Origin of the sequence: Halomonas sp. Bachu 37 (genome assembly GCF_039691755.1) — a bacterium.
In the GTDB taxonomy this organism is placed as follows: Bacteria; Pseudomonadota; Gammaproteobacteria; order Pseudomonadales; family Halomonadaceae; genus Vreelandella; species Vreelandella kashgarensis.
Map to the genome: position 1 here is coordinate 1,402,878 of NZ_CP137552.1, position 23,965 is coordinate 1,426,842.

Here is a 23,965-nt window from a genome sequence, read left to right on the forward strand (position 1 = left end):
CCGCCTTGCGTCCATCTTTTTCACCTCAGCTTAAATTCAACTCGCTGGCGAGCACGCCGCATCTGCCCGGCTGCTTCGAACTGCCAGCGTGACACAGCAGTGCGTGCCGCTTTATCGAACACATTACGCGGCTGAGCGCTCACCACTTGGATCGAGGAAGAATCGACACTGCCATCCTGACGGATCAGGAACTGCAGCTCGACATACCCCTCCAGGCCACGGCGTTGGGCGCGAGATGGATACTCCGGTGGCACCTGGTTGGTCGGGGTGGGAGAGCCCACATCGACCGGCTCCTGAGTTGCGGGCTGAGCATTTTCCGCGACATTCTCGTTGGTGAAATCGCTGCTCGACGGTGCCGTGTCGCTCGGCGCGGCAGCGGGTTCGCTTGCTTCAGGTTCCGGCTGTGGCTCCGCTACCGGCCGTGGCTCAGGTTCGGGCTGTGGTTCGGATTCAGGCTGTGGTTCGGGTTCAGGCTGCGGCTCCGGACGTGGTTCAGGCTCGGGCTGAATTTCAGACAGCTCGGGCAAGCTGCTGTCCAACTCGGCAAGCGAAACCTCCTCCGGCGGAAGCTCGGGTTCCGGCATGGCAATAGGGCTTTCCATGGTGGGTAGCGGCTCGGGCGCAGGGGGAGGCTGACTGGGTGGCGGTGGCGCAACGTCGGGTACCGACTCGACGACCTCTTCCTGCACTTCCTCGACTACCTCGGGTGCCTCCACCATGGTCATGCTCAAGTGGACCTCCGGCTCCTCAAGGGGGGCTTCCGGGGGCGTGACCAACAACGCCAGCAACCAGAACAGAACCAGCGCCAGCCCCGCCCCACCGAGCAAGGAAAAAGGCACTCGTGTCATGAAGCGCTCCTGGTGGCCGCCACGGCCACCTGGTCCACTCCCGCCTCGCGCAACCGATCCATTACCTCGATCAAGATACCAGTGGTGGCATCCCGATCCGCCTGGATGACCACGGCCCCTTCATCGCTGACCATATCGGCGACAGTATCTCCCAATCGATGCATATCCACCGCCTGGCCATCCACCCAAACAGCCCCCTCGGGGGTGATAGCGACCATCACCTGGGCGTCCGGACGCGGTGTGGCGGCACTCGATTCCGGCCGCTCGATCTCGATACCACTCTCCTTGATGAAACTGGTGGTGACGATAAAGAAGATCAACATGATGAACACCACATCCAGCATCGGTGTCAGGTTGATTTCGGTATTCTCGGCGTTATCGGCACCGATACGGCGTCTACGCATGCGTATCCTCCACGGCACGTGCCAAGCGATCATGCAGGCGCTGGTCTTCGCGGCGAATGACATGTTCCAGCCGGCTGATGAACAGCAAGCCAACCACTGCCACCGCCATGCCGGTCAAGGTCGGCAGCGTGGCACGAGCCACGCCGTCGGCCATGGCGCGCGCCTGATGGGTTTCACTCAAGGTAAGGCTGTCGAACACCGTGATCATCCCGGTTACCGTGCCCAGCAGGCCGAACAGCGGACACAGCGCGACCAGCAACTTCAACCAGGGCAAGGGCCGGCGCAGGCGCATGATCAACTCGTCCGCCCATACCTGGCGCAAGGTGCGGGCACTCCAGCTGCGGTGGTCTTCCCGCGCCGCCCACCGCTTGACCAGCGAACGGCGGGCCATGCGCCAGGTCACGCGGTAGTACCACCAGCGCTCCAGAGCCATGCTGAACAGCACTACCGCCAGCACCGCCAGCACCACGAGTACCGAACCGCCCGCCTCGAGCAGGCGCTGTAGAGGTTCAAGCCATTGCTCGATCAGCATCTCGGTTCACCGTGTGGGGTTGGTATGGCGAGCGCGATTCCAGGTGCTCGGCCAGGGTGGCACTCGCCTGGCCTTCGACGATATTGCTCAATTGGCGACTTCTGCCCGCAAGCGCGGTCTGGGCGAACAATAGCGGTACGGCCGTGACCAGACCCAGCACCGTGGTTACCAGCGCCTGACTGATGCCGCCCGCCATCAGTTGCGGATCTCCCGTGCCGAATACCGTGATGGATTGAAATGTCACAATCATCCCCGTCACCGTGCCCAGCAGGCCCAGCAGCGGTGCCACGGCGGCCAGCAATTTGACGATCGGCTGGCCACGCTCCAGGCGCGGAAGTTCCGCCAGCACCGCTTCATCGAGGCGTGCCTCCAGGGCTTCCGGCGCCTGATGATTATCCAGTGAATAAAAACGCAACAGGACACGCCCCAACGGGTTATCTTCCTGCAACTTGTCCAACTGGCGCCGTTGACGCCGCACCTTGAGCGTTACTCCCAGTAGATAGATGTACTGCAACAAGGCAACCAGCAGTCCGAACAGCCCCAACGCGACCACGACATACCCCACGGCACCGCCCTGATGGAAGCGCTCCAGCAAGCTTGGCTGCTGAGCCAAGGCGGCCAGCACCTGCCCTTGGGTCGGGTCGATTGCCACTTGGCGGGTTTCGCCCTGGAAAAACGCCGACAAGATATCGGCGACCTCCGGCGGGGTGCGAGGCGCCACGGTCAGGGTAGAGTCACCTTCGTCCCGCTCCAGCAGATCGCGTTGGGTAAACGCGGCAAAGTCACCCAGGCGAATAACATCTCGGGTTTCGATTACCCCATCGGCATCGGCTACCGGCGCTTGCTGCTTTTCAATGGTGGCGGTTTTTGCCGTCAGGGCCATTAGTCTGTCGAACAGTTGCTCTATATGACGCCCCTCCAGCACGTCGACGCCGTCTAGCCGGGGCGGCAGCTCGGTCTCGCCAAGATTGATCCAGCTTCCGCTCAAGCTCTCGCGCAGCTCCGTACTGTGGCGGGCCAAAGCGTCGAGAATACGATCGAAGTCCTCACCCTGCTCCGCCTGGCGGGCATCCAGCTCTTGCTGCAGCGCTTGCTGCTCATTGCGTTGTGCTGCCAGGGCTTCCTGCTCCTGCTGCGCCTGCTGGTTGGCCTCACGCGCGTCCTCCAGTGCCGTTTCCAGAGCCTGACGATCATCCAGTAGCTCGCTCAGGCGGGTCTGGTCGCGCATTTCCGCCGCTTCTCGCGCTTCCCGCAATGAGGTCAATGGTTCATCCTGAGCAGAGGCCGTCGCCACCGACAGCGCTGCACCCGAAATGCCAACCAGGCAGCTCAGCGCCATGGCGTTTAGTCGTTGGCGCAGCGTCATAAGTCAGCCTCTGATTGAGTCAAGGATGATTGCGTCGAGGATGATTGAGTCAGCGGCTGTGAAACCGGAAGCGTCAACAGGGTGGGAGCACGCTGGTCACGCGCCAGACGCAACCCTTCCCGCACTTGATTGCGTTCGGAGCCATTCAGCGCTTGCCAGGTTTGCTCCTGCGACCGCCAGACGCCGCCTTGGCGGCCATTGGGAGAGAGGTAGTAAAGCCCCACCCGACCGACTCGCAGGTAGTCCACTTCGCGTACCTGTCCCTCGTCGTCTTCCAGCCGGCCACGCCAGGCATCCATCTCGCGCCCGTACTCGAGCTCGGCTCGCCACGCCTCCAACAGAAGCTCGAAGCGCTCGGCGCTCGAGAGGGAAGCCGCGTCGCCTACCGTTTGCAGACTTGCAGCCCGCGCCAGACGCTCTTCTTGCAGGAACGGCAAGTCCTGCTCGATCCACTGCTTCAATTGTGTCGCTATCTGTTGTTCGAACCGGGGCAGCGCCTGGCGGGTCTGGTCGAGCGTGGCCAGCGCCGTCTCGCGCTGCTGTTGTTTTTGCGCCTGTTCGGCCAGGCGAGCCGCCGTTTGCGCGTTTTGCTGCTCTAGATGCCGGGTCTCGCGTTCGAGGCTACGCAGTTCTTCGAGGGCATCGCGGGTTTGCTGATCAGCGGTGTCAATCTGTTCCTGCAGTGCAGCCTGGGCTTGCTGGGCGTCATACGCCTCGCGGGTCAGCGACTCCTGGGCTGTTAGCGGCGAAAACCACATCACGCCGACTAGCAACAACCAGCCGGAACGCGCCAATAACTTGGGCTTCACGTCATTTCTCCAATAACTCATGGGCCAGACGTTTCCATTGAAATAGGGTAGAAACAGGATCGAATAAGAACGATTGGTATTCATGCTACGGGTATACAAGGGTACCAGTAAAATAATAAATGACAATATTTATCATTAACGCCCACAGTGTGCTCCGCCCTGCCAGTGTCACGGTTTGGGTGCATAAACAGTGGCCATTTGCTGGTGCATCTAGAAAGCGTAAGCTGAACTGAACCCAAATTTTTATTCTGGAGGCCAACAATGAGCACAACTTACCCTCTAGCTGACAAGTTCCTGGCCAACACCCATGAGGTGGAGAACCAGCCGCCGCCGTTGCATGACTACAATAGCTATCTTAGCGATACCGCCCTGCGGGAAGCGGTGGCACGTGAAGAGGCCTCCTGGGCCGAGGACGACCTGGAGGCCTTCGGCGCACTGGCAGGCTCCGCCGACAGTATCGAGCTCGGATTCCAGGCCAACGCCTTCAAGCCCCAGCTCACTACCCACGACCGCCATGGCCATCGCATCGACCAGGTGGAGTTTCATCCGGCCTATCATCAGCTCATGCAGACCGCCATCCGCCATGGCCTGCACTCGAGCCCTTGGCGCGACCCCAAGCCGGGTGCGCATGTGGCCCGCGCGGCCAAATACTACCTGCATACCCAAGTGGAAGCGGCCCATGGCTGCCCTATCACCATGACCTTCGCCGCCCTCCCCGCGCTAAAGCATCAACCGGATTTGTACCAGGCGTGGGGAGACAAGGTGACCGCCCTCCATTACGACCCGCGTAACGTGCCGCATACGCAAAAACAGGGGTTGACCCTCGGCATGGCGATGACCGAGAAACAGGGCGGCTCTGATGTTCGCTTGAACAGCACCCGCGCCTACCCCGTGGGTACACCCGGATCGGGCCAACCCTATGAACTGGTGGGACATAAGTGGTTCGTCTCGGCCCCCATGTGCGATGCTTTTCTCGTTCTGGCCCAGACAGAACATGGCCTAAGCTGTTTCCTGCTCCCGCGCTGGCGCCCCGACGGCAGCAAGAATCCGCTGCAGATACAGCAACTTAAGAACAAGATGGGAAACGTAGCCAACGCCTCCAGCGAAACCGAACTGCGTGGCGCCTACGCCTGGATGGTGGGCGAGGAAGGTCGCGGTGTGCCCACCATCATCGACATGGTGGCCATGACCCGCTACGACTGCATGATCGGATCCTCCGCTGGTATGCGCCAAGCTGTGGCGCAAGCGATACATCACGCCGACCACCGTCACGCGTTCGGTGCCGTATTGAGCGATCAACTTGATGCGCAACGTACTGGCCGACCTGGCATTGGAGAGCGAAGCGGCTCTCGCCCTCACCATGCGTGTTGCCCGCGCCATGGATAACCAGGACGATGAGCACGAAAAACTGCTGTCGCGCCTGGCGACCCCGGTCGGCAAGTACTGGGTCTGCAAGCGCACACCGAATCACGCCTACGAAGCCATGGAGGTGATCGGCGGAAGCGGCGTGATGGAAAATCACATCATGCCGCGCCTGTTCCGCGAGTCCCCCATCAACGCCATCTGGGAAGGGAGCGGTAACGTTCAGTGCCTGGATATCCTGCGCGCGATCGGCAAGCAGCCGGAAGTGCTACAAGCGTATCTCAGCGAAGTGAACAAGGCTCGTGGAGGCGACCCGCGGTTGGACCGTTTCGTCGATCAGCTGCAAGAAAGCGTTACCCGTACCGATGAACTGCAATATCGCGCGCGCAACTTGGCCGACCGCCTGGCCCTGGCGCTTCAGGGCAGCCTGCTGGTCCGCCACGCCCCGAACCATGTAGCGGACGCCTTCTGTGCCAGCCGGTTGGAAGCCACTGGCGGGCTGAACTACGGCACTCTGTCCACGGGGCTAGATTGCGCTGCCATCCTTGACCGCGCCAGGGCCCGAGCATGAGGCTACTTCGGCGAAAGCGGCAACGAAGATAGCGTGGGAATTCTGGGGCTATGCACGAAATGGCTATTCGCCTGCCACTTCATAGAAGCGGCCCGTTTTATCCAGGCTGTATTCGCTAAAATCCCGCGCTAGATAAAGCGAACCCGAATAGACGCTTTGGGCTTCCTTGCGGATGTCCTCAATGGATGGCGACGCATGAGGGCTTAGCTGGTAACGGGGGCTAAAGTGCGTCAGCACCAGGTTGGGGAGCGCTACCGATTCGGTAAATGCAGCGACCAGCTTGGCGTAGCTATGCCCCACGTCACCGGCCTTCTCGGCCATTGCTTCGGTGTAGGTGGCTTCATGTACCAGCACCTGCGCCCCCGCGCACGCCTCATACAACAAGTCGGGCCGGTCGTTGTCCCCGGCAATCACGACTTTTCTCGGCTTGTGTTTGAAGATCAAGAACTCATGGCTTTTTAACCGCTCGCCCCCAAACTCAACATCAAAGCCTTGCTTCAACTGCCCCCACAACGGCCCTCTGGGAATCCCCTTCTGCGCTAGCTTATCCACGTCCAAGGCAGCATCCATCTTTGTCTCCGTAAACCCATAAGCATAGGACGGCGCCCTGTGTGAAAGTCCGAACGTGGCCACCGCCATGTTCTCAAACTCGAGGCTGGGCAGGTTATCCGAGGCGATAAATTCCAGGGCGAAGGGCAAGCAAAGCTGTGTAGCATCAAAAGTAGCGTCCAGCCATGCCTTGATGCCTGCGGGCGCGACAATGGTCAGCGGTGCTGTCCGGCCACCCATTCCCGCACTCGCCAGTAGGCCCGGCAGCCCATAGCAGTGGTCGCCGTGTACGTGGGTAATAAAGATGGCTTTCAGAGAATGGAATGACAGCTTCGTGTGCAAGACCTGATGCTGGGTGCCCTCCCCGCAATCGATCAGGTACCAGCCCTTCCCCTTGCTCTCTCGCAACGCAACCCCAGAGACGTTTCTCTGCTTGGTGGGGACACCGGCGGAGGTGCCGAGGAATATCAGCTTCATAGCGCGTCCGTGATCTCACTTCAAGACCAAGGTAATGAAGGCTACCACCCTAGGAATTAGAGTTTGGGAAGTAAAAGGACACAACCAACGTTACCAAAGGCAATGCGCCTATTTTTATTAATTCAAAAATTGAAGATAGCGCTTGGTTCGTTGGAAAAAAATCCATAGGCAACAAAAACGCCTATGCAAACAATCCCGAGCCAGCAAAGAACTTGCTTTGCAAACTTGAGCCTATCGCTTTCATCTATTGTTACCTTGCTGTCTTGGGTAAAGACAGAATTGATATCTACATTGCCTTCATCAGCCATTAGATACCAACCACTCGCCCGATTGCCTGGAGTTGGTGGCTCTGCGGATCTTCGCGGACGATACCGAGAGAATTCCCCTTAGCCTTTTCCTGTTCAGCAACTGACAATAGAGCAAAGGCCCTTCTCATTGCTTCAGCCTTCGTGATTCCCTCTTTACGGGCAATTTCCGTGAGCCTATCGCTAATTTCTTTAGATAAATCAACGGTCAACCTAGACATACTGCTTTCCTCTGCAAGTCGTATTCCCAAAGGATAGCACTACATTAAAATTACTGCAAATGTACTGAAATTCCGCACTACATGAAAGACTCATAACGCTTTTGTTCAGCGGCGACCTTTTTGTAGCGAAGCGGAGAAAAGGGCGTCCGGTGGAGGGCCGTTAGGCCCGGAGCGAACTGCAACTACTTGTTAACAAGCATCTGACTTACACGCATTTTCCTGACCCCACGAGTAAATATCTCTTCCAAATCTCAAGGTAGCGAAAAACGGCAATGAAACGATGAAATAAAGAGAACGTTCCCAAACACTGTCGAAAACAAAAATTGATGATAGCAACAGGTATCCGATTCCTAGCAACGCCCCAGCAAGTAGAGAGCTGAACCAAATATTAGAAACGACTAAGCAGGGATATTTTGAGGCAGCCATTGCAGTTTCCGAGTCATCAATATCACCCAGTACCTGCAGGGCTCTACTCGTCGAAAACCAAGCTGTCATGCCCGAACCAATATACAAAACCAGGAGTACGATCTGGAGAGACTCCGCAGAGGTGAACTCGACATTCAAAAATGGAACAGTGGGAAGCGGCTTACCCTCATCCAGATGCCCCAAGTAATGCACTATCCCCGCTATCAAAAGTCCCAAATAAATAGATCGTTGGGTAAGCTTTAGAGACTCCCGAAAATTCTCTACCTGAATAGTCAGAATTGGACTCAATATTCCCTCCTCGGGGGTTGTTAACAGTGATTATACGTCCCGCTATATAACCCTAATGAACGTGAAGGCAAATTGATTGGTGTTATATAGCCACAAAAATGACTCCACCCCACTGATTCTGCTGAAAGAAAAGTCAATTTTGGCAACATAGCCAGAATTCGCGTGACTTCGCGTTTTGCCCGCTTCAATCATACTGAACGCAAACACACAACGCGGCAATGCGCATTATGTCGACGGGGGTTGCCTCACACCAACGCCACGCGCTCCAGTTTTTCACCCAACCACTGCTGCCTTAGCCCGCGCTGCTGGTCGAGTAGCAGCGTTAGATACGGCTGTAGCGGATGTGCAGCGGGTAGTTGGTCGCGGTGGCGTTGCAGGCGTGGGCGGTATTCGAGCTGTTTCGCGGGGTCGTGGAACGGGGTGGCCTGCTCGGTGAGCCATCCCAGCGGCGAGAGTAATAAGTGCGAGGCGCCGCCGGAAAGTGCGATGCTGACGCCTTTGATATCGAAATCGCCTGCATAAAAGTGTGGCTTTTGGGTCGCGTTCCAGGCGCTGGCGAATTGCTTGAAGCCGCCACCATAGTGGCTATCGCCTCGGTAAACGATCAGTGGATTAGCGTAGCCGCTTAACGCTGGTAGTTCCGGCGAGAATTCATAAAAGCTGTCTAGGTTTTCAACCTGCACCAGTACATCGCACTCTTCGAGGTCGATGTCGCGCCAGCCGACGTCGTGCATCGAGCGCGGCTGGGCCGACAGCCAAGCGGGTGTGCTGGCAGGCGTGTTCACCAGCACCCGCTGGGCGCGCGGGCCTTCGCGGTTGGTTTTATCTTCGTTGACGCCCTGCTCCGCTTGCGCTGCGCTGGTCAAGCCGCTCTGCCATTGCCCGATGGTGGTCAGTCGTTGGCTTTCGAGCGCGGCGTTCACCTGCTGGATAAGGGCGCGATCAAAGCGCAGGGTTTGATGACGTAGCCCGGGGCCAAGCTCAATGTGTTGCTCATCACACCAGTGAATGAAGTCCGCTACCCACTGCTGGCTGCGTTTCTTGTCGACCCACGTCTGCTTGCGCAGCTGGCGATCCACGTCGCCAAGCTTGCTGTAGACCTTGGCCGTGAGTGTCTGATCATTCATCGTTACACCGCCAGGCCTAACGAAACGTCACGAATCAATTTCACATCGTTGTAGGCGCTCGTCCGCTCTTCCTGCTGATAAAGGTGAAACGCGCGCTGCTCGCTGTGCGGCAGGCCTTGGTGCTCGGCAATAACCTGGAACAGCCAGATTTCGGCAGGCCATTCAAGGCCGCTTTGGTGCAGGTAATCCAGGGCGCTGATAGGGGCGTGCTCGGCGCGGTCTACCACGTTGAGGTAGAAGGTTTCGACGTCATCCTTGAGGGCCTGCTGGCGAGCGGCGACGAGCGTGTCTTCGACGTGTTCCGCCGGGCGTGCCGCGGTGACCGGCTGGGCGGCACGTGACGGGGTGGGCACATTTTTCAGCAGCGCGCTGAGGGTGGGCATGTCCTGGGCGCGGTCCAGCGCCACGGCCCCGGCGGCGGTAAGGGGTGCTGCGTGATTGAACAGCACGGGCACCTCGCTACGGCGGGCGTAATTGCCGGGGGTGAAGTTGGGATGCTCGCGCAGGAAGGCGGCCATGCCTGCGACCAGGCGGCTGCGTGCCTGCATGCGGCGAAAACGCGCCATCAACTCGATCAGGCGGTGCTGCACCTCACGCAAGCTGGTGTAGTGCTGGCTGAGCTGCTGTTGCAGCTGGCTAATCAACACCTTGCGCAGCGTGCCGTCGCTGCCCACCAGTTCGATCAACTCGTCAAAGTCGATCAGCTCCAGCCCATCGAGCAGGCGGACCACCTGCTTTTGCGCGCGGTCGTTTTCGCGCACCTTGTCGTTGAGCTGGCTGACAAAGCCGAAATCGCTGTTGAGCCGCTGCCACAGGCTGTCGATGGCGTCGGCAAAGCGACCGTTCATGTCATCCACCGCCTGGCGCAGGCGCAACAGTTGCTGCTCCTGCTGCCAGTAGTCGCCGCGGCTGCTGGAATCGCGATAGCTCTCGATCAGGCTGCGGATCAGCTCCAGCGCCTCGGCCACATCCGCGTTGACGTGGCGCCGGGCTTCATCGGCGACCATTTCGGCGATTAGTTCGCGCACCTTGGGGGTGAGTTTGATGCCGCCCTGCTCGTCGGGCCGCCAGACAATCCGCGCGCTCAGCAGCTTGCGCAACGCGGTGTGGCTCAGCCCATCCAGGGGGACGTGATCGTTGGCGTAGCCCTGCATCAGCGCCTCGGCGTGGCGGCCCAACAGAGCCAGGCGCTCTACCCCAGTGGTGATCAGGCGGCTTTCCAGTCCTGGCGTTTCCGCGTCGTTCACAGTAGCGACTCCTGCGTATCCTCGCCCTCGGCCTCCACTGGCAGATGCTCTTCATCGCGAATAAAGCGCACCAGTTCGAGCAGGTAGTCGACCTTGCCGGTGACCAGGAATACCTGGCGATCGGCGTGAGGCTGCAGCAGGTAGCCGTGCTCCCTTAATCGCTTGAACACCTGCTTGACCTGGGCATCCAACTGGTCGCTTTGGGAACCGAAGAAGCTGTCGGTAGCGAGGCGCTCGATGCGCTCGCGCAGGCTGGGGTTATCCTCGCTTTTGGCCTGCAGCTCGCCGGGTTTGAGCACATCGCCGGGGGACAGCACGCTGTCGCGGCCCAGGGCTTCCTGCACGAGCTGCAGCCATTCCAGCAGCGGCAACAGGCTGTTGACGGTGTCGCCCAGTTGGCGGGCGAGCTGGTCCCGCGCGCTGTCATCCAACTGACGCCACGCAAGGAAATACACGCCTTCCTCCAGGCTGCTGGCCACGCGGCGGTTGAGCGGGCGCAGATAGCTGTCGATAGCCTCGCGCGTGGCGTCATCCTGCAGGCGCTTGAAGGCACTTTCATCGCTCACGGCGCAGATAAACTCGCCCGCCAGCAGCCGTTCCAGCAGCGGGCCATGGGGTAACAGACTCATATCGCTCATACCGGCACCTCCTCATGGCGGGCTCTGAGCCGCTCGGCCAGGCGGCTTTGCCGGGGCTCGATGCGTTTTAGCCGCCGTTTGGCGGGGGCGTCGGCGTCGCGGTCGATCAGGTAGCGGTTGGCGAACAGTAGCAGCACGTCGGATTCCGGGTTGGGGAAGGCGCCGACAATATGAATCTGGTTGCTGTCGCAGGCCTCGAACAGCTTTTCAACGTTGTGGTAGGCCAGCGTGCCGATCTCGTCGATGGGCCAGTGGATGGCGATCGCCGCCCGCCCGCGCAGCAGCCGGGTAAACGCCAGCAGGAACTTGCACAGAATCAGATACGCCATGCCGTGGCTGGACGATTCCAGCAACTGGCGGTCGTTCTTGATGATCAGGTCGGTGCCGCCTTCGTTGAGGTGCAGCTCCAGGCGCAGCAGGCTTTCGAAGCTGTACTGCTGGTCGCTGCGCAGCAAATCGACCACGTCCGCCAGGGCGTTGAGGTAGTCGTCGCTGGGCAGGGTCTGCTCGGAGTCGCGCCACACCTTGTAGCGCTGGGCGAACAGCTTGAGCGGGTCCCAGAAGCCGAGTTCGTCGATGGTCGACTGGATGCGCACCTCCGCCTTGCTGATACCTTCCAGGCGCAGGTCGTCGGCCACTTCATCCGAGAGGCGCTTGCTCTGGGCGCTGATGCGCCGGTTCAAATCGCGGAACACGGTGAAGAACTTATCCAAGTCGTCGCTTAAGTTGCGCCCCTGCTGAATCAGCTGTTGCTGCTGGTCTTCGAGCAGTTTGAGCATACCGCCCAGCAGTGGCAGCAGCGCCCGCGGGTCGTCGGGGTCGGCAAGCTGAGCGCGCTCGCTTTCCAGCACATCGACAAAGCTGGTGCTGGCCCCCTTTATCAGCTGGCTCTCCGCATCCTGGCAGCCCTTGCGCAGCGTGTCGCGCTCCTGGGCCCGGCGCGAGAGTGCCTGGCGGGTGCGCGACAACCGCTCGGCGACATCGCCGGGGGCCTCCTGCTGGGGCGTGGCGTCCGAGGTCAGCGTGAGTTCATCGAGCTGCTTGAGCAGCGGCTTGAGGTCGTTGAGCATCTCGTGACTTTCGCGGCGCCTGGTTTCAAACGCGGCGACGTGCTGCTGGTGGGCCGCCTTGGTGGCTTTGAACGCCTTTTGATGCTGCTCGCGTTGTCGCTGGGCAGCGTCTATCTCACGGCTTAAACGCCCTTCCTGCTCGACCAGTTCCGGTTTGCGCTGCCCCCAGCTCACCCGCATAAAGCGCTTGTAGGCGTCCAGCTCATCCTGACGGGCGGCGGTGTGGCGGATGTGTTCGTCCAATTGCTGCAGCCGGGCGCGGGTATCCCGCAGTTTTTCCGGGTCGACGCCCTGGGCCTTCAATTCCTGGTCGAACGCCTCTTCCAGCTCAGCGCACTGGCGCTTGTGCTCGGCTTTTTGCTCAATGAGCTGGGTCTTGTGCTGCTGAATCTGCCGGTCGATGGTAGTCAGCTGGCTTTGCGCATCGGCTTTTAACTCCAGCAGTTCCGCCTGATAGGCGGCGTTTAGCTTGTCCAGCGCGGTCTGGCGTTCGTCGCGCAGGGCTTGCTGCTGAGCTTGTTGTTCGGCCAGGGCGGCTTCGTGCCCGGCCTTGCGCTGGCGTTGCGCCTGGGCATGGCGCGCCTGGCACTGGCGGCGGGCCTCCTGGGCGTATTCGACTTCCTCATCGGCGCGCTTCACCGCCAACTGAGCCTGGCTTAGCGCTTCATCGGCGGCCTGGACACGCTCGTTATGCCGCTTGAGCTGCCTTTCGCTGTTGCCGAGCTCGGCTTCGGCGCGCGCCACGGCGTCGTCCGCCGCTTCAATGGCGGCGAGCAGGCTGGCTTCATCCTGGGCGTAGTCCGGCGGCTCGATCAGCTGGGTATCCAGCTCCAGGCCGTAAAGGTCGTCACTGGGTGACTCCGTCAAGGTCGGCGAAAGGTCCCGGCGCTCCAGCAGCTCCGGGGCAATCACCTTACCCAGCCGCTGTTCCCATCCGGGCAGGTGGTAGCGCAGAAAATGCCGCAGCGATCCTTGCGCGGGGTCGCGCTGGCGGTGCAGCGCCTGGCTGGTTTGCTGGGCGCGGGTAAGCGTTCGGCGGGCATCCGCGTGGGCCTGTTCGGCGCTATCGCGTTCGCGCTTCAGGCCATCCAGCTCGCGGCGCTGGCTTTCCCGCTGGCTGCTGGCAGCGTTGTGGTCGCTTTGCGCCTGGTCGATTCGCGCTTGAACCAGGGCGGCCTCTTCGCTTTCCTCCGCCGTCAGACCGCTGTGGCTAAGCGCGGCTTTCAGCGCCGCCAAGCGCTCAACTCCTTGGTTGAGGCGTGCCTGAAAGTCGGCTTCTGCCTCTTCACGCTGGGCCTGGTTGCGGGCGTCCAGATGGCGCTGGGCCTCCCAGTGGGCTTCCTGATGCGCGGCCTTTTCTTCGTTGAGGCCATCGACCAGCCCTTGTATTTCTTCACCCTGGCGGGCCAGCGCTTCGCCCAGCTCACGCAGCCGCTCTTCCTTGAGGATTTGACTTGCCTGGTTGGCCTCTTGTAAGTCGGCCAGATGGCGTTTTAGCTGCTCGAACTGCTCGCGTTTTTGGGGCAGCGCGTTGAGGTCACGCTCAAGGGCGGGCATGTCCGCTGCCTCATAAGCTTCAAATTGCGTCTGAAGGTCGCTCAGGTCACGCTGGGTTTGCTTGAGGCCGCTTTCCAGCTCGCTAAGCTGTTCATTCAGGTCATCGCGGGCCGCCTCGTAGGCGTTCTTCTCGTCGTCGAATGCCTCTTGTCGTGCGCCCATTTCGGCTTCGGCATCGGCCAGGGTGCGCTCGATGTGGTGGCGGTCGGCTTCCAACTGCGGTTTCAGCTGCCAGAGTGCGGCCTCCACATCCGCCAGCTCACGGTCAACGTCGTGCAGCTTGGCAAGCGAGCGTTGCAGCGGCTCCAGACGCATGGATTGGCGCATCTGGTCGATCCACTCCCGAGCCTTGGCGCTGCGGATGCGGGTCACGGGCAGCTCGACGCCGTCCTCTTCAAAGATCGCCGCCAGCATGGTCTTGAGGGTATCCATCTTGCCCTCTTTGGCATGCACCGCCGAGACCAGCTTTTCGATATGGCGGATACGGTGATCGGGCTTGACCAGGCTGAACTGCGCGGCCAGCTGGCGCAGCTTGAGGGCGTCCTTACGATTGCCGTAGGGCATGATGCCTGGCGTGGGGGTAAAGTCGTTCTGGATTACCGCGCGATATTCCGAGGTGGCCGTGAGCTTGAACGAGACGTTGAGGTTCTCCCGGCGCAGGCCGTTGGCCCACTGGGCGTACTCCAGCGCCACCGCACCACTTTCGCTCTCCACCAGATAATCCTCTGGCCGGTAAGGCGCGCCGACGAAGCGGTACTCCACCCCGCCTTCGGCTTTGCGGGTCAGCACCGCCTGGCAGATATTGCCCGCTTCGCGGCGATATTCGTACACCAGGTAGCTGTTGCGATGAGGCAGGTAAAACGCATCGAACTTCATGCGGGTTTTAGGCACTACCTTATTGGGTAGCTCGCCGTAGAACACCGGCACCAGGCGCTGTAGCGTGGTCTTGCCGGAGGCGTTGGTGCCGCAGATATTGGTGTGGCCATCCACACTCAGTTCCACCACCCCTTCCAGGTGGCCGTGAATCATCACGATGCGTAGCAGGTGGGCCATGCCGTGTCCTTGATCGTCAAACGCTCGAAAACGCTATCTTGCCAGTTGGCCCCAAGACACACCAGACACGACACTTGGGACGTGATGTCGCGTCTTCAAAGCGACATCACGTTCACTTGCCTCCCGAAGTATCCGCCTCAGAATGCCCAGTCTTCGTCTTCGGTCGTTACCGTCTTGCCGATGACATAGGACGAACCGGAACCCGAAAAGAAGTCGTGATTCTCATCCGCACTGGGGGAAAGCGCCGACATGATGGTGGGATCGACATCGGTGACACTACTAGGGAACAGCGCCTCGTAACCAAGATTCATCAACGCCTTGTTGGCGTTGTAGTGAAGGAACTTCTTGACGTCCTCGGTCAGGCCGACGTCGTCGTAGAGCGACTCGGTGTACTTCACCTCGTTGTCGTACAGCTCGAGCAGCAGCTCGTAGGCGTAGTCCTTGACCGCTTGTTGGCGCTCCGGTGACGCCTCCGCCAACGCCAGCTGGAACTTGTAGCCGATGTAGTAGCCGTGTACCGCTTCATCGCGAATGATCAGGCGGATCAGGTCGGCGGTGTTGGTCAGCTTGGCATGGCTAGACCAGTACATCGGCAGGTAGAAACCGGAATAGAACAGGAAGGATTCCAGGAATACGCTGGCGACCTTGCGCATCAGCGGGTCATCGGCGCGATATCGCTCGAGAATCAGCTCCGACTTGGCCTGCAGGGTCGGGTTCTCCTCGCTCCAGCGGAAGGCATCGTCGACGTCTCGTGTGGCACATAGCGTGGAGAAAATGGAGCTGTAGGAGCGGGCATGCACCGATTCCATGAAGGCGATGTTGGTATAGACCGCCTCTTCATGGGGCGTGCGCGCATCCTGGATCAATGCCGGAGCGCCGACACTGCCCTGGATGGTGTCGAGCAGCGTCAAGCCGGTGAACACGCGGATCGTCAGCTGCTGTTCCTGGTGTGTCAGGGTGTTCCACGACTGGATATCGTTGGACAGCGGCACCTTTTCCGGCAACCAGAAGTTGCTGGTCAAGCGGTTCCAGACTTCCAGGTCCTTGTCGTCCTGCAAGCGATTCCAGTTGATGGCATCGACGCGCGCCAGGCGCGGTGCTTCGCCTTGCATCACATGTTTGGTAGTCATGTATCGTCTTCTTCTCAGATGATGATGATCTTAAGGGAAACCTAGATTTGTGTCGCGAGCGACGAGAGGCTGGTCGCTGCCGGAGCAGAGCTGCCGGAGTGTAGCCTGCTACATGAGGACAGCGAGCACCGCCAGCGGCCAGGATATCGAGCACAGCAACAAATCGAGCTTTCCTAGAGGGTGCAGGAGACGCAGCCCTCGACTTCCGTTCCTTCCAGCGCGGTCTGACGCAGGCGAATGTAATAGAGGGTCTTGATGCCCTTGCGCCAGGCGTAGATCTGCGCCTTGTTGATATCGCGGGTGGTCGCGGTATCGGGGAAGAACAAGGTCAACGACAGCCCCTGATCGACATGCTTGGAAGCCTCGGCGTAGGTATCGATGATCTTCTCGGGACCGATTTCGTAGGCGTCCTGGTAATATTCGAAATTGTCGTCGCTGAGGTAAGGCGCGGGGTAGTAGACGCGCCCCAACTTGCCCTCCTTGCGTATCTCGATCTTGGCCGCGACCGGGTGGATACTCGAGGTGGAGTGGTTGATATAGGAGATCGACCCCGTGGGCGGCACCGCCTGCAGATTGCGGTTGTACAAGCCATGGGCCATCACCGATGCCTTGAGCGCTTCCCAGTCCTGCTGGTCGGGGATGGCGATCCCGGCTGTCTCGAACAAATCGCGCACCTTGTCGGTACGGGGCAGACAAGGCTGCTCGGTATATTGGTCGAAGAACTCGCCACTGGCGTATTTCGATTCGGCAAAACCAAAAAAGCTCTCGCCCTTTTCGATGGCCATGCGGTTCGAGGCCCGAATGGCATGATAAGCCACGCAGTAGAAATAGAGGTTGGTGAAATCGAGCCCTTCGTCGGAACCGTAGAAGATGCGCTCGCGCGCCAGGAAGCCATGCAGGTTCATCTGCCCCAGGCCGATGGCGCGCGACTGGGCATTGCCCTGGGCGATCGAAGGCACCGAACTCAGGTTGCTCATCTCCGAGACCGCAGTGAGCCCGCGCACGGCGATCTCGACACTGGTACCGATATCACCACTATCCATTACCTTGGCTATGTTCATCGAGCCCAGGTTGCAGGAGATATCCTGGCCGACATGGCGATAGCCCAGGTCTTCGTCGTACTCGGTCGGAGTATTGACCTGCAGGATTTCCGAACACAGGTTGCTCATGTTGATACGTCCGGCGATGGGATTCGCGCGGTTGACCGTATCTTCGAACATCAGGTAGGGATAACCGGACTCGAACTGCAGTTCGGCCAGGGTCTGGAAGAATTCACGCGCCTTGATCTTGCTCTTGCGGATGCGACCGTCGGCGACCATTTCGTGGTACTTCTCGGTAACGCTGATATCGCCGAACGGTACGCCGTAGATACGTTCCACATCGTAGGGCGAGAACAGGTACATGTCCTCGTTGCGCTTGGCCAGCTCGAACGTTATGTCGGGAATCGTCACACCCAGCGAGAGCGTCTTGATGCGGATCTTCTCGTCGGCATTCTCACGCTTGGTGTCGAGAAAGCGCAGGATGTCCGGATGGTGGGCATTGAGGTAGACCGCCCCCGCACCCTGGCGCGCGCCCAACTGGTTGGCGTAGGAGAATGCGTCTTCCAGCAGTTTCATGATCGGAATGATGCCCGACGACTGGCTCTCGATGCGCTTGATCGGCGCGCCGAATTCGCGGATGTTGCTGAGCAGGAAAGCAACTCCACCGCCGCGCTTGGAGAGTTGCAAGGCCGAATTGATGGAACGACCGATGGACTCCATGTTGTCCTCGATCCGCAGCAGGAAACACGACACCAGCTCACCGCGCTGGCGCTTGCCGCAGTTGAGGAAGGTAGGAGTAGCGGGTTGGAAGCGGCCGCTGATGATCTCGTCGACCAGTGCGCGTGCCAGGGTCTCGTCGCCACGCGCCAGCGAGAGTGCCACCATGCAGACGCGATCCTCGTAACGTTCAAGGTAACGCTTGCCATCGAAGGTCTTCAGCGTATAGCTGGTGTAGTACTTGAAGGCACCGAGGAAGCTGGGGAAGCGAAACTTGTAGGCATAAGCCTGCTCGAACAGCGACTTGATGAAGGCGGGTTCGTATTGCTCGAGCACCTGCGCCTCGTAGTACTCCTCCTCCATCAGATAGTCGAGTTTCTCTTCCAGCGAGTGAAAGAATACCGTGTTCTGGTTGACGTGCTGGAGAAAGTACTGACGCGCCGCCTCGCGGTCGCGTTCAAGCTGCAACTCACCGTTCGGCCCATAGAGGTTGAGCATGGCGTTGAATGCATGGTAATCCAGGGCACGTCCCCCTGAAGTTCCGGCATCGTGGCGTGGCGTGGCTAGGCTTGTCGTTTCCAAAACTCTTCTACTCCCTGGCGAACCTTGGCGACATCTTCACTGGTGCCAAGCAGTTCGAAATTGTAAAGGACCGGAACCTGGCATTTTTCGGCAATGATCCGCCCGGCCAGGCAGTAGGCTTCGCCGAAATTGGTATTGCCGGCGGCAATCACACCCCGAATCAGGCTGCGGTTATGTTCATTGTTGAGAAAGCGAATCACCTGGCCGGGCACGGCTCCCTTCAGGCTTCCGCCGCCATAGGTGGGCACGACCAGGATGTAAGGTATCTCGACACGCAGCATGGGCGCTTCGCGATCCAGAGGAATGCGCCTGGCCGGCAACCCCACCTTTTCGACAAACCGATGGGTATTGCCTGAGCGTGTCGAGAAATAAACGATCTCGCCGAGAGCTGGCGGCTCGCTGGCAAGAAGCTGGGCCCGATTCATGCCAGTGCCTGGATCCGATCGGGACGAAACCCCGCCCAGTGCTCCTCTCCCGCCACGACCACCGGCAGTTGGCGGTACCCCAGTGCTTCCACCGTGGTCTGGGCGGTCGGGTCTTCCATCAGATCGACCACGGTGTAGTCGAGTCCCTGCTTATCAAGCGCTCGATAGGTAGCGGTGCATTGGACACAGGCGGGCTTGCTGTAAATCTTAATCTTCATGATGTGCATTCTCCTTCCAAAGCAGGTAAAAAAGCCCGCCATGACCCGAATCACGGCCATGAAGCGGCAGTCGCCACTTGGCGCTAAAAGCTCATGCATTTCGCTCCAGGCACTATATACGCTACCAAGATCCTTTTCAAATACCACATCTAGTGTTAAATCTAGTTTAAAATCCTTTACTCCACCAACCCATTTGTTGTAGAGACCGGGACATAAACCGCTAGCCAATTGGCCATGCCACTAAGGATTTGGGAGTCACGATTTTTCTTTCAGGCAGAAAAAAACCGCGCCCCGAGGGGCGCGGCCTGGTGTTTCGTCGCTGCTAAATCAGGCGATGGCGGCCTGGTAACGACGCTCCACGTCGTCCCAGTTGATCACCTCGAAGAAGGCAGAAATGTAATCGGGACGCTTGTTCTGGTACTTGAGGTAGTAGGCGTGCTCCCACACATCCAGTCCGAGGATCGGCGTATTGCCGTGCATCAGCGGGCTGTCCTGGTTGAGCGTATTTTCCACTACCAGCTTCTTCTCGGGTGTGACGCTGAGCCATGCCCAGCCGCTACCGAAGCGTCCGAGGGCCGCTTTCTTGAACGCCTCCTTGAAATCTTCATAACCGCCCAGCTCGGAGTCGATGGCCTTGGCCACGTCGCCTTTAGGCGCACCGCCACCCTGAGGAGACATCATCTGCCAGAACATGGAGTGGTTAGCGTGGCCACCACCATTGTTGATCACGGGCTGACGCTTGTCTTCCGGCACACGGTCCAGATTCGCGACGAGCTCTTCCACCGGCATGTCTTCCAGGCCAGTGCCTTCCAGAGCGCCATTCAGATTATTGACGTACGTCTGATGGTGACGGGAATGGTGAATTTCCATGGTCATCGCATCGATATGCGGTTCCAGGGCGTCGTATGCGTACGGCAATTCAGGAAGTGTATGCGCCATGTCGTCGTCTCCTTGATTGGCTTGATTTTCACTGCATCAAATTAGATGCGGGCACTCGTCGGTCTTTTCAACCATCCCGTCCCGGCATCTTTTGCTATCGTTGACCTAGTAGCCTAGTCAACTAAGCGCCTCTTATCTAATGGACAAACGTCTTCTGGCCTGCATAAAACAAAAAAGCCGGCTTCTGCTGAAGCCGGCTTTTCATTCATTGCGGAAGCAACCACTTACAGCTTGCTCTCGAGCTCCGGCAGGATCTCGAACAGGTCTCCCACCAGGCCGTAATCCGCCACCTGGAAGATCGGCGCTTCCTCGTCCTTGTTGATGGCGACGATCACCTTGGAGTCCTTCATCCCCGCCAGGTGCTGGATGGCACCGCTGATGCCCACGGCGATGTAGAGTTCGGGGGCGACGATCTTGCCGGTCTGACCCACCTGCATGTCGTTGGGCACAAAGCCCGCGTCCACCGCCGCTCTTGATGCGCCGATGGCGGCCCCGAGCTTGTCGGCGATGCCGTCGAGCAGCTTGAAGTTGTCGCCGTTGCCCATGCCGCGGCCACCGGAGATGACGACCTTGGCTCCGGCCAGTTCGGGTCGGTCGGATTGGGCCAGTTCCTGCTTGATGAAGGTGGACTGGGTGTTCTCGACCACGACGTCGACCGTTTCGACAGTGGCGTCGTTGCCTTCGCCCACGGCGTCGAAGCCGGTGCTGCGCACGGTGATGACCTTGAGCGGGTCGGCGCTCTGCACGGTGGCGATGGCGTTACCGGCGTAGATCGGGCGCTTGAAGGTGTCGGCGCTGTCGACTTCGACGATCTCGGAGATCTGCGAGACGTCCTTGAGCGCGGCGAGACGCGGCAGGACGTTCTTGCCGGTGGTGGAGGCGCTGGTGAGGACGTGGCTGTAGTCGTCGGCCAGGGCGACCAGCAGTGCCCCGAGGGGCTCGGCGAGCTGGTGGGCGTAGACGGCGTTGTCGGCAAGGCGGACCTTGGCGACGCCGTCGAGCTTGGCGGCGGCGTCGGCGGCGGCTTGCACGCCGTCACCGGCGACGAGGACGTGGATGTCGGCGCCGTTGTCGGCGGCGATGCGTTGGGCGGCGGCGACCACGTGGGCGGTGGCGCCGGCCAGCTGGCCGTCGTGGAGATCGGCGAGTACCAGTATGCTCATGCAATTAGCTCCTATCAAAGCACCTTGGCTTCGTTCTTGAGTTTGTCCACGAGCTCGTCGACGGAGCCCACCTTGACGCCGCCCTTGCGTTCGGCGGGGGATTCGACCTTGAGCAGGGTGACCTGGGAACCGGTGGCGACGCCCAGGTCCTCGGGGGTCTTGCTGTCCAGCGGCTTCTTCTTGGCTTTCATGATGTCGGGAAGCTTGGCGTAGCGCGGCTCGTTCAAGCGCAGGTCGGTGGTGACGATGGCGGGCAGCGTCAGTTCCACGGTCTGCAGGCCGCCGTCGATCTCGCGGGTGACAGCGACCTTGTCGCCGTCGACCGTGACCTCGGAGGCGAAGGTGCCCTGGGGCAGGTCGGTCAGCGCGGCGAGCATCTGACCGGTCTGGTTGTTGTCGGTGTCGATGGCTTGCTTGCCGAGGATCACCAGGTTGGGTTGCTCGTCTTCCACCACCTTGGCCAGCAGCTTGGCCACGGCCAGGGATTCGACCTTGTCGTCGGTGGCGACGTGGATGGCGCGGTCGGCGCCCAGCGCCAGGGCGGTGCGCAGTTGTTCCTGGGCGGCCTTGGGGCCGATGGTCACCGCCACCACTTCCGTGGCCACGCCCTTCTCCTTCAGGCGTACCGCTTCTTCCACGGCGATCTCGCAGAAGGGGTTCATGGCCATCTTGACGTTGGTCAGTTCCACATCGGAGTGGTCGGGCTTGACCCGGATCTTGACGTTGTAGTCGATGACGCGTTTGACCGCGACGAGTACCTTCATACATTCCTCGCTTGGCTCATGGAAAAGCCGCTAAGCTGATTCGAAACCGGACAGTGCCCGGCCACCGGATGAATATAACGCCAAGGCGCTGAGTCTTGCTCTAGTCACGGAGCGGCCCTTTCGCACCAGGCCGCGATAATTCATGCAAGCGTTTGATAGGCAATCAAGTGAAAAAACCCTTTTAATGTGCCATAAGCATTACCTCGGCAACAATACCGGATGTGTACGGCGTTGGTCTTAGCCATGACCTTCCTGGCCCCCCTACCCCGCTTGCACGACAGTACTAAATGATGACACTGCGAAATTGCGTTTTGCCATCGTAGGGATGACCTGAGCCAGGTATTATGCCTATCATGGAGAATAATCAGAAGCAAACGACCGTTTAAATTGCTGGGCTCCATGCGAGGATCGCTTGGCGCGCATGATGAGGAGAAACCAAGGTGGAACAAGTCGAACGCGATGTAATGGACTTTGACGTAGTCGTGGTAGGTGCCGGCCCATCGGGCCTGTCGGCAGCTTGTCGCTTGATGCAGCAAGCCAATGAAGCCGAACAGGAGCTGAGCGTATGCGTGGTGGAGAAAGGGTCCGAAGTCGGCGCCCATATTCTCTCTGGCGCCGTTTTCGAGCCACGCGCCCTGGCGGAACTGTTCCCCGACTGGGAGAAGCGTGGCGCCCCTCTGACCACTCCGGCCATCCGTGACGACGTGTATCTGCTGAAGGATGCGGAAAAGGCGCAGAAAGTGCCTAACGCCGTGGTGCCCAAGAGCATGCACAATACCGGCGAACAGAAGCGCTACGTCATCAGCGCCGGCAACCTGTGCCGCTGGCTAGCCGAACAAGCCGAAGAGCTGGGCGTGGAGATCTTCCCCGGTTTTGCAGCCCAGGAAGTGATCCTCGACGAGGACGAAATCGTACGCGGAATCGTGATCGGCGACATGGGCGTAGCGGCCGATGGCACACCCAAGGACGGCCACATGCCGGGAATGGAACTCCGCGCCAAGTACACCCTGTTCGCCGAAGGGTCGCGCGGCCACCTGGGCAAGCGGCTGATCGAGCAATTCGACTTGAATGCGGGCAAGGACCCTCAGCACTACGGCATCGGTCTGAAAGAGCTCTGGGATGTACCCGCCGAGCAGCACGAGCCGGGCCTGGTGGTACATGGTTCAGGCTGGCCGTTGGACAAGAATACCCACGGCGGCTGGTTTCTCTATCATGCCGAGGACCAGCAGGTTGTCGTGGGGTTGATCATGGATCTCTCCTACCAGAACCCCTGGCTTTCGCCGTTCGATGAATTCCAGCGTATGAAGCATCACCCGGTGCTCCGCCAGTACCTAGAAGGAGGCAAGCGCGTTGCCTATGGCGCTCGCGCGATCACCAAAGGCGGTCTGAACTGTCTGCCGAAGATGACCTTTCCCGGCGGTTTGCTGATCGGCTGCGATGCCGGCACGCTGAACTTCTCCAAGATCAAGGGCCTGCACACCGCCATGAAATCCGGCCTGGTGGCGGCGGAAAGCGTCTTCGATGCCCTGAAGTCAGGCGATGAAGGCGGCACCGAGCTCACCCAGTTCAGCCAGCGTTGGGAACAGAGCTGGGCATACGAGGAGCTCAAGGAGAGCGCCAGCTTTGGCCCGGCCCTGCACAAATACGGCACGGTAGGCGGGGGTGCCTTCAACTTCGTCAATCAGCTATTGGGCGGCAAGCTCCCCAACCTGCACGATACGACCACCGATCACGGAGCGCTGAAACCAGCAGCGGAATTCGACAAGATCGATTATCCCAAACCGGACGGCAAACTCTCCTTCGACAAGCCCTCCTCGGTCTTTCTTTCCAATACCAATCATGAAGAAGACCAGCCGTGTCATCTACGCCTCGACGATCCGGCAATTCCGATCGAGGTCAACCTGCCCAAGTACGCCGAACCGGCTCAGCGCTACTGTCCCGCCGGTGTATACGAGGTAGTCGAGGATGAGCAGGGCAAGCCGCGCTTTCAGATCAACTTCCAGAACTGCGTCCACTGCAAGACTTGCGATATCAAGGACCCGGCCCAGAACATTACCTGGGTAGCCCCGGAAGGCGGCGGCGGCCCCAACTATCCCAATATGTAGGCCCGCTTTTCGTTAGGCAGTATCCCATGGCC

Annotated in this window: 21 protein-coding genes and 1 pseudogene; 2 read left to right on the forward strand and 20 right to left on the reverse strand. The window is 59.8% G+C overall.

The features are described 5' to 3' along the window. Nucleotides 1-20 precede the first annotated feature (20 nt). The 5 genes from R5M92_RS06445 to R5M92_RS06465 are packed head-to-tail and all read right to left on the reverse strand — an operon-like array spanning nucleotide 21 to nucleotide 3,959. Entirely contained in the window at nucleotides 21-848 is an 828-nt protein-coding gene (locus R5M92_RS06445) for a TonB family protein (RefSeq protein WP_346798738.1), read from the reverse strand. Then, entirely contained in the window at nucleotides 845-1,252 is a 408-nt protein-coding gene (locus tag R5M92_RS06450) for a biopolymer transporter ExbD (RefSeq protein ID WP_346798739.1), read from the reverse strand. The genes R5M92_RS06445 and R5M92_RS06450 overlap by 4 nt, the downstream gene beginning before the upstream one ends. After that, nucleotides 1,245-1,784 (reverse strand): MotA/TolQ/ExbB proton channel family protein, encoded by a 540-nt coding sequence (locus R5M92_RS06455; protein WP_346798741.1) that lies wholly within the window; start codon nucleotides 1,782-1,784, stop codon nucleotides 1,245-1,247. Before R5M92_RS06455 ends, R5M92_RS06450 begins: the two co-directional genes overlap by 8 nt. Beyond that, the gene (locus tag R5M92_RS06460; protein WP_346798743.1) at nucleotides 1,762-3,150 is read right to left on the reverse strand and encodes a MotA/TolQ/ExbB proton channel family protein; all 1,389 of its coding nucleotides are present in this window, start codon (nucleotides 3,148-3,150) and stop codon (nucleotides 1,762-1,764) included. The genes R5M92_RS06455 and R5M92_RS06460 overlap by 23 nt, the downstream gene beginning before the upstream one ends. Beyond that, nucleotides 3,147-3,959: a DUF3450 domain-containing protein gene (locus R5M92_RS06465; protein WP_346798745.1), complete on the reverse strand. Its 813-nt coding sequence runs from the start codon at nucleotides 3,957-3,959 to the stop codon at nucleotides 3,147-3,149. Before R5M92_RS06465 ends, R5M92_RS06460 begins: the two co-directional genes overlap by 4 nt. A gap of 261 nt (nucleotides 3,960-4,220) precedes the next feature. Here R5M92_RS06465 and R5M92_RS06470 point away from each other — a divergent pair. Continuing rightward, nucleotides 4,221-5,892, forward strand: a pseudogene (locus R5M92_RS06470) (isovaleryl-CoA dehydrogenase). A gap of 63 nt (nucleotides 5,893-5,955) precedes the next feature. On the opposite strand, the gene R5M92_RS06475 reads toward R5M92_RS06470, so the two are convergent. The 15 genes from R5M92_RS06475 to R5M92_RS06545 form a co-directional block, all read right to left on the reverse strand. Beyond that, nucleotides 5,956-6,918, reverse strand: a complete 963-nt coding sequence (locus R5M92_RS06475; protein WP_346798747.1) for a ribonuclease Z — start codon at nucleotides 6,916-6,918, stop codon at nucleotides 5,956-5,958. Between the two features lie 122 nt (nucleotides 6,919-7,040). After that, on the reverse strand, nucleotides 7,041-7,226 hold the full coding sequence (locus R5M92_RS06480) for a hypothetical protein (protein WP_346798748.1): 186 nt from the start codon (nucleotides 7,224-7,226) through the stop codon (nucleotides 7,041-7,043). Further along, nucleotides 7,226-7,444 carry a CopG family transcriptional regulator gene (locus R5M92_RS06485; RefSeq protein WP_346798750.1) on the reverse strand — a complete coding sequence of 73 codons (219 nt, stop codon included), beginning with the start codon at nucleotides 7,442-7,444 and terminating at the stop codon, nucleotides 7,226-7,228. Before R5M92_RS06485 ends, R5M92_RS06480 begins: the two co-directional genes overlap by 1 nt. Nucleotides 7,445-7,633: 189 nt before the next feature. Further along, nucleotides 7,634-8,158: a hypothetical protein gene (locus R5M92_RS06490; protein ID WP_346798752.1), complete on the reverse strand. Its 525-nt coding sequence runs from the start codon at nucleotides 8,156-8,158 to the stop codon at nucleotides 7,634-7,636. A 245-nt stretch (nucleotides 8,159-8,403) separates the two neighbouring features. Further along, nucleotides 8,404-9,285 (reverse strand): DUF7281 domain-containing protein, encoded by an 882-nt coding sequence (locus R5M92_RS06495; RefSeq protein WP_346798753.1) that lies wholly within the window; start codon nucleotides 9,283-9,285, stop codon nucleotides 8,404-8,406. A 2-nt stretch (nucleotides 9,286-9,287) separates the two neighbouring features. Continuing rightward, a complete protein-coding gene (locus tag R5M92_RS06500; protein WP_346798755.1) occupies nucleotides 9,288-10,532 on the reverse strand; it encodes a hypothetical protein in 1,245 nt (414 codons plus the stop codon). Continuing rightward, nucleotides 10,529-11,155, reverse strand: coding sequence for a hypothetical protein (locus R5M92_RS06505; RefSeq protein WP_346799277.1), 627 nt, complete (start codon nucleotides 11,153-11,155; stop codon nucleotides 10,529-10,531). The genes R5M92_RS06500 and R5M92_RS06505 overlap by 4 nt, the downstream gene beginning before the upstream one ends. A gap of 11 nt (nucleotides 11,156-11,166) precedes the next feature. After that, a complete protein-coding gene (locus R5M92_RS06510) occupies nucleotides 11,167-14,850 on the reverse strand; it encodes an ATP-binding protein (protein ID WP_346798757.1) in 3,684 nt (1,227 codons plus the stop codon). A gap of 137 nt (nucleotides 14,851-14,987) precedes the next feature. Next, the gene (gene nrdF / locus R5M92_RS06515; RefSeq protein WP_346798759.1) at nucleotides 14,988-15,980 is read right to left on the reverse strand and encodes a class 1b ribonucleoside-diphosphate reductase subunit beta; all 993 of its coding nucleotides are present in this window, start codon (nucleotides 15,978-15,980) and stop codon (nucleotides 14,988-14,990) included. A gap of 173 nt (nucleotides 15,981-16,153) precedes the next feature. After that, nucleotides 16,154-18,319, reverse strand: a complete 2,166-nt coding sequence (gene nrdE, locus R5M92_RS06520) for a class 1b ribonucleoside-diphosphate reductase subunit alpha (protein WP_346798761.1) — start codon at nucleotides 18,317-18,319, stop codon at nucleotides 16,154-16,156. Beyond that, nucleotides 18,301-18,744 (reverse strand): class Ib ribonucleoside-diphosphate reductase assembly flavoprotein NrdI, encoded by a 444-nt coding sequence (gene nrdI / locus R5M92_RS06525; protein ID WP_346798762.1) that lies wholly within the window; start codon nucleotides 18,742-18,744, stop codon nucleotides 18,301-18,303. The genes nrdE and nrdI overlap by 19 nt, the downstream gene beginning before the upstream one ends. After that, nucleotides 18,741-18,962: a glutaredoxin-like protein NrdH gene (gene nrdH, locus R5M92_RS06530; RefSeq protein WP_346798763.1), complete on the reverse strand. Its 222-nt coding sequence runs from the start codon at nucleotides 18,960-18,962 to the stop codon at nucleotides 18,741-18,743. The genes nrdI and nrdH overlap by 4 nt, the downstream gene beginning before the upstream one ends. A 327-nt stretch (nucleotides 18,963-19,289) precedes the next feature. Next, a complete protein-coding gene (locus R5M92_RS06535; protein ID WP_346798764.1) occupies nucleotides 19,290-19,901 on the reverse strand; it encodes a superoxide dismutase in 612 nt (203 codons plus the stop codon). A 224-nt stretch (nucleotides 19,902-20,125) separates the two neighbouring features. After that, nucleotides 20,126-21,064, reverse strand: coding sequence for an electron transfer flavoprotein subunit alpha/FixB family protein (locus R5M92_RS06540; protein WP_346798766.1), 939 nt, complete (start codon nucleotides 21,062-21,064; stop codon nucleotides 20,126-20,128). A gap of 14 nt (nucleotides 21,065-21,078) precedes the next feature. Continuing rightward, nucleotides 21,079-21,828, reverse strand: a complete 750-nt coding sequence (locus R5M92_RS06545) for an electron transfer flavoprotein subunit beta/FixA family protein (protein ID WP_346798768.1) — start codon at nucleotides 21,826-21,828, stop codon at nucleotides 21,079-21,081. Between the two features lie 440 nt (nucleotides 21,829-22,268). Here R5M92_RS06545 and R5M92_RS06550 point away from each other — a divergent pair, with 440 nt between their 5' ends. Beyond that, entirely contained in the window at nucleotides 22,269-23,933 is a 1,665-nt protein-coding gene (locus R5M92_RS06550; RefSeq protein WP_346798770.1) for an electron transfer flavoprotein-ubiquinone oxidoreductase, read from the forward strand. Nucleotides 23,934-23,965: the final 32 nt, after the last annotated feature.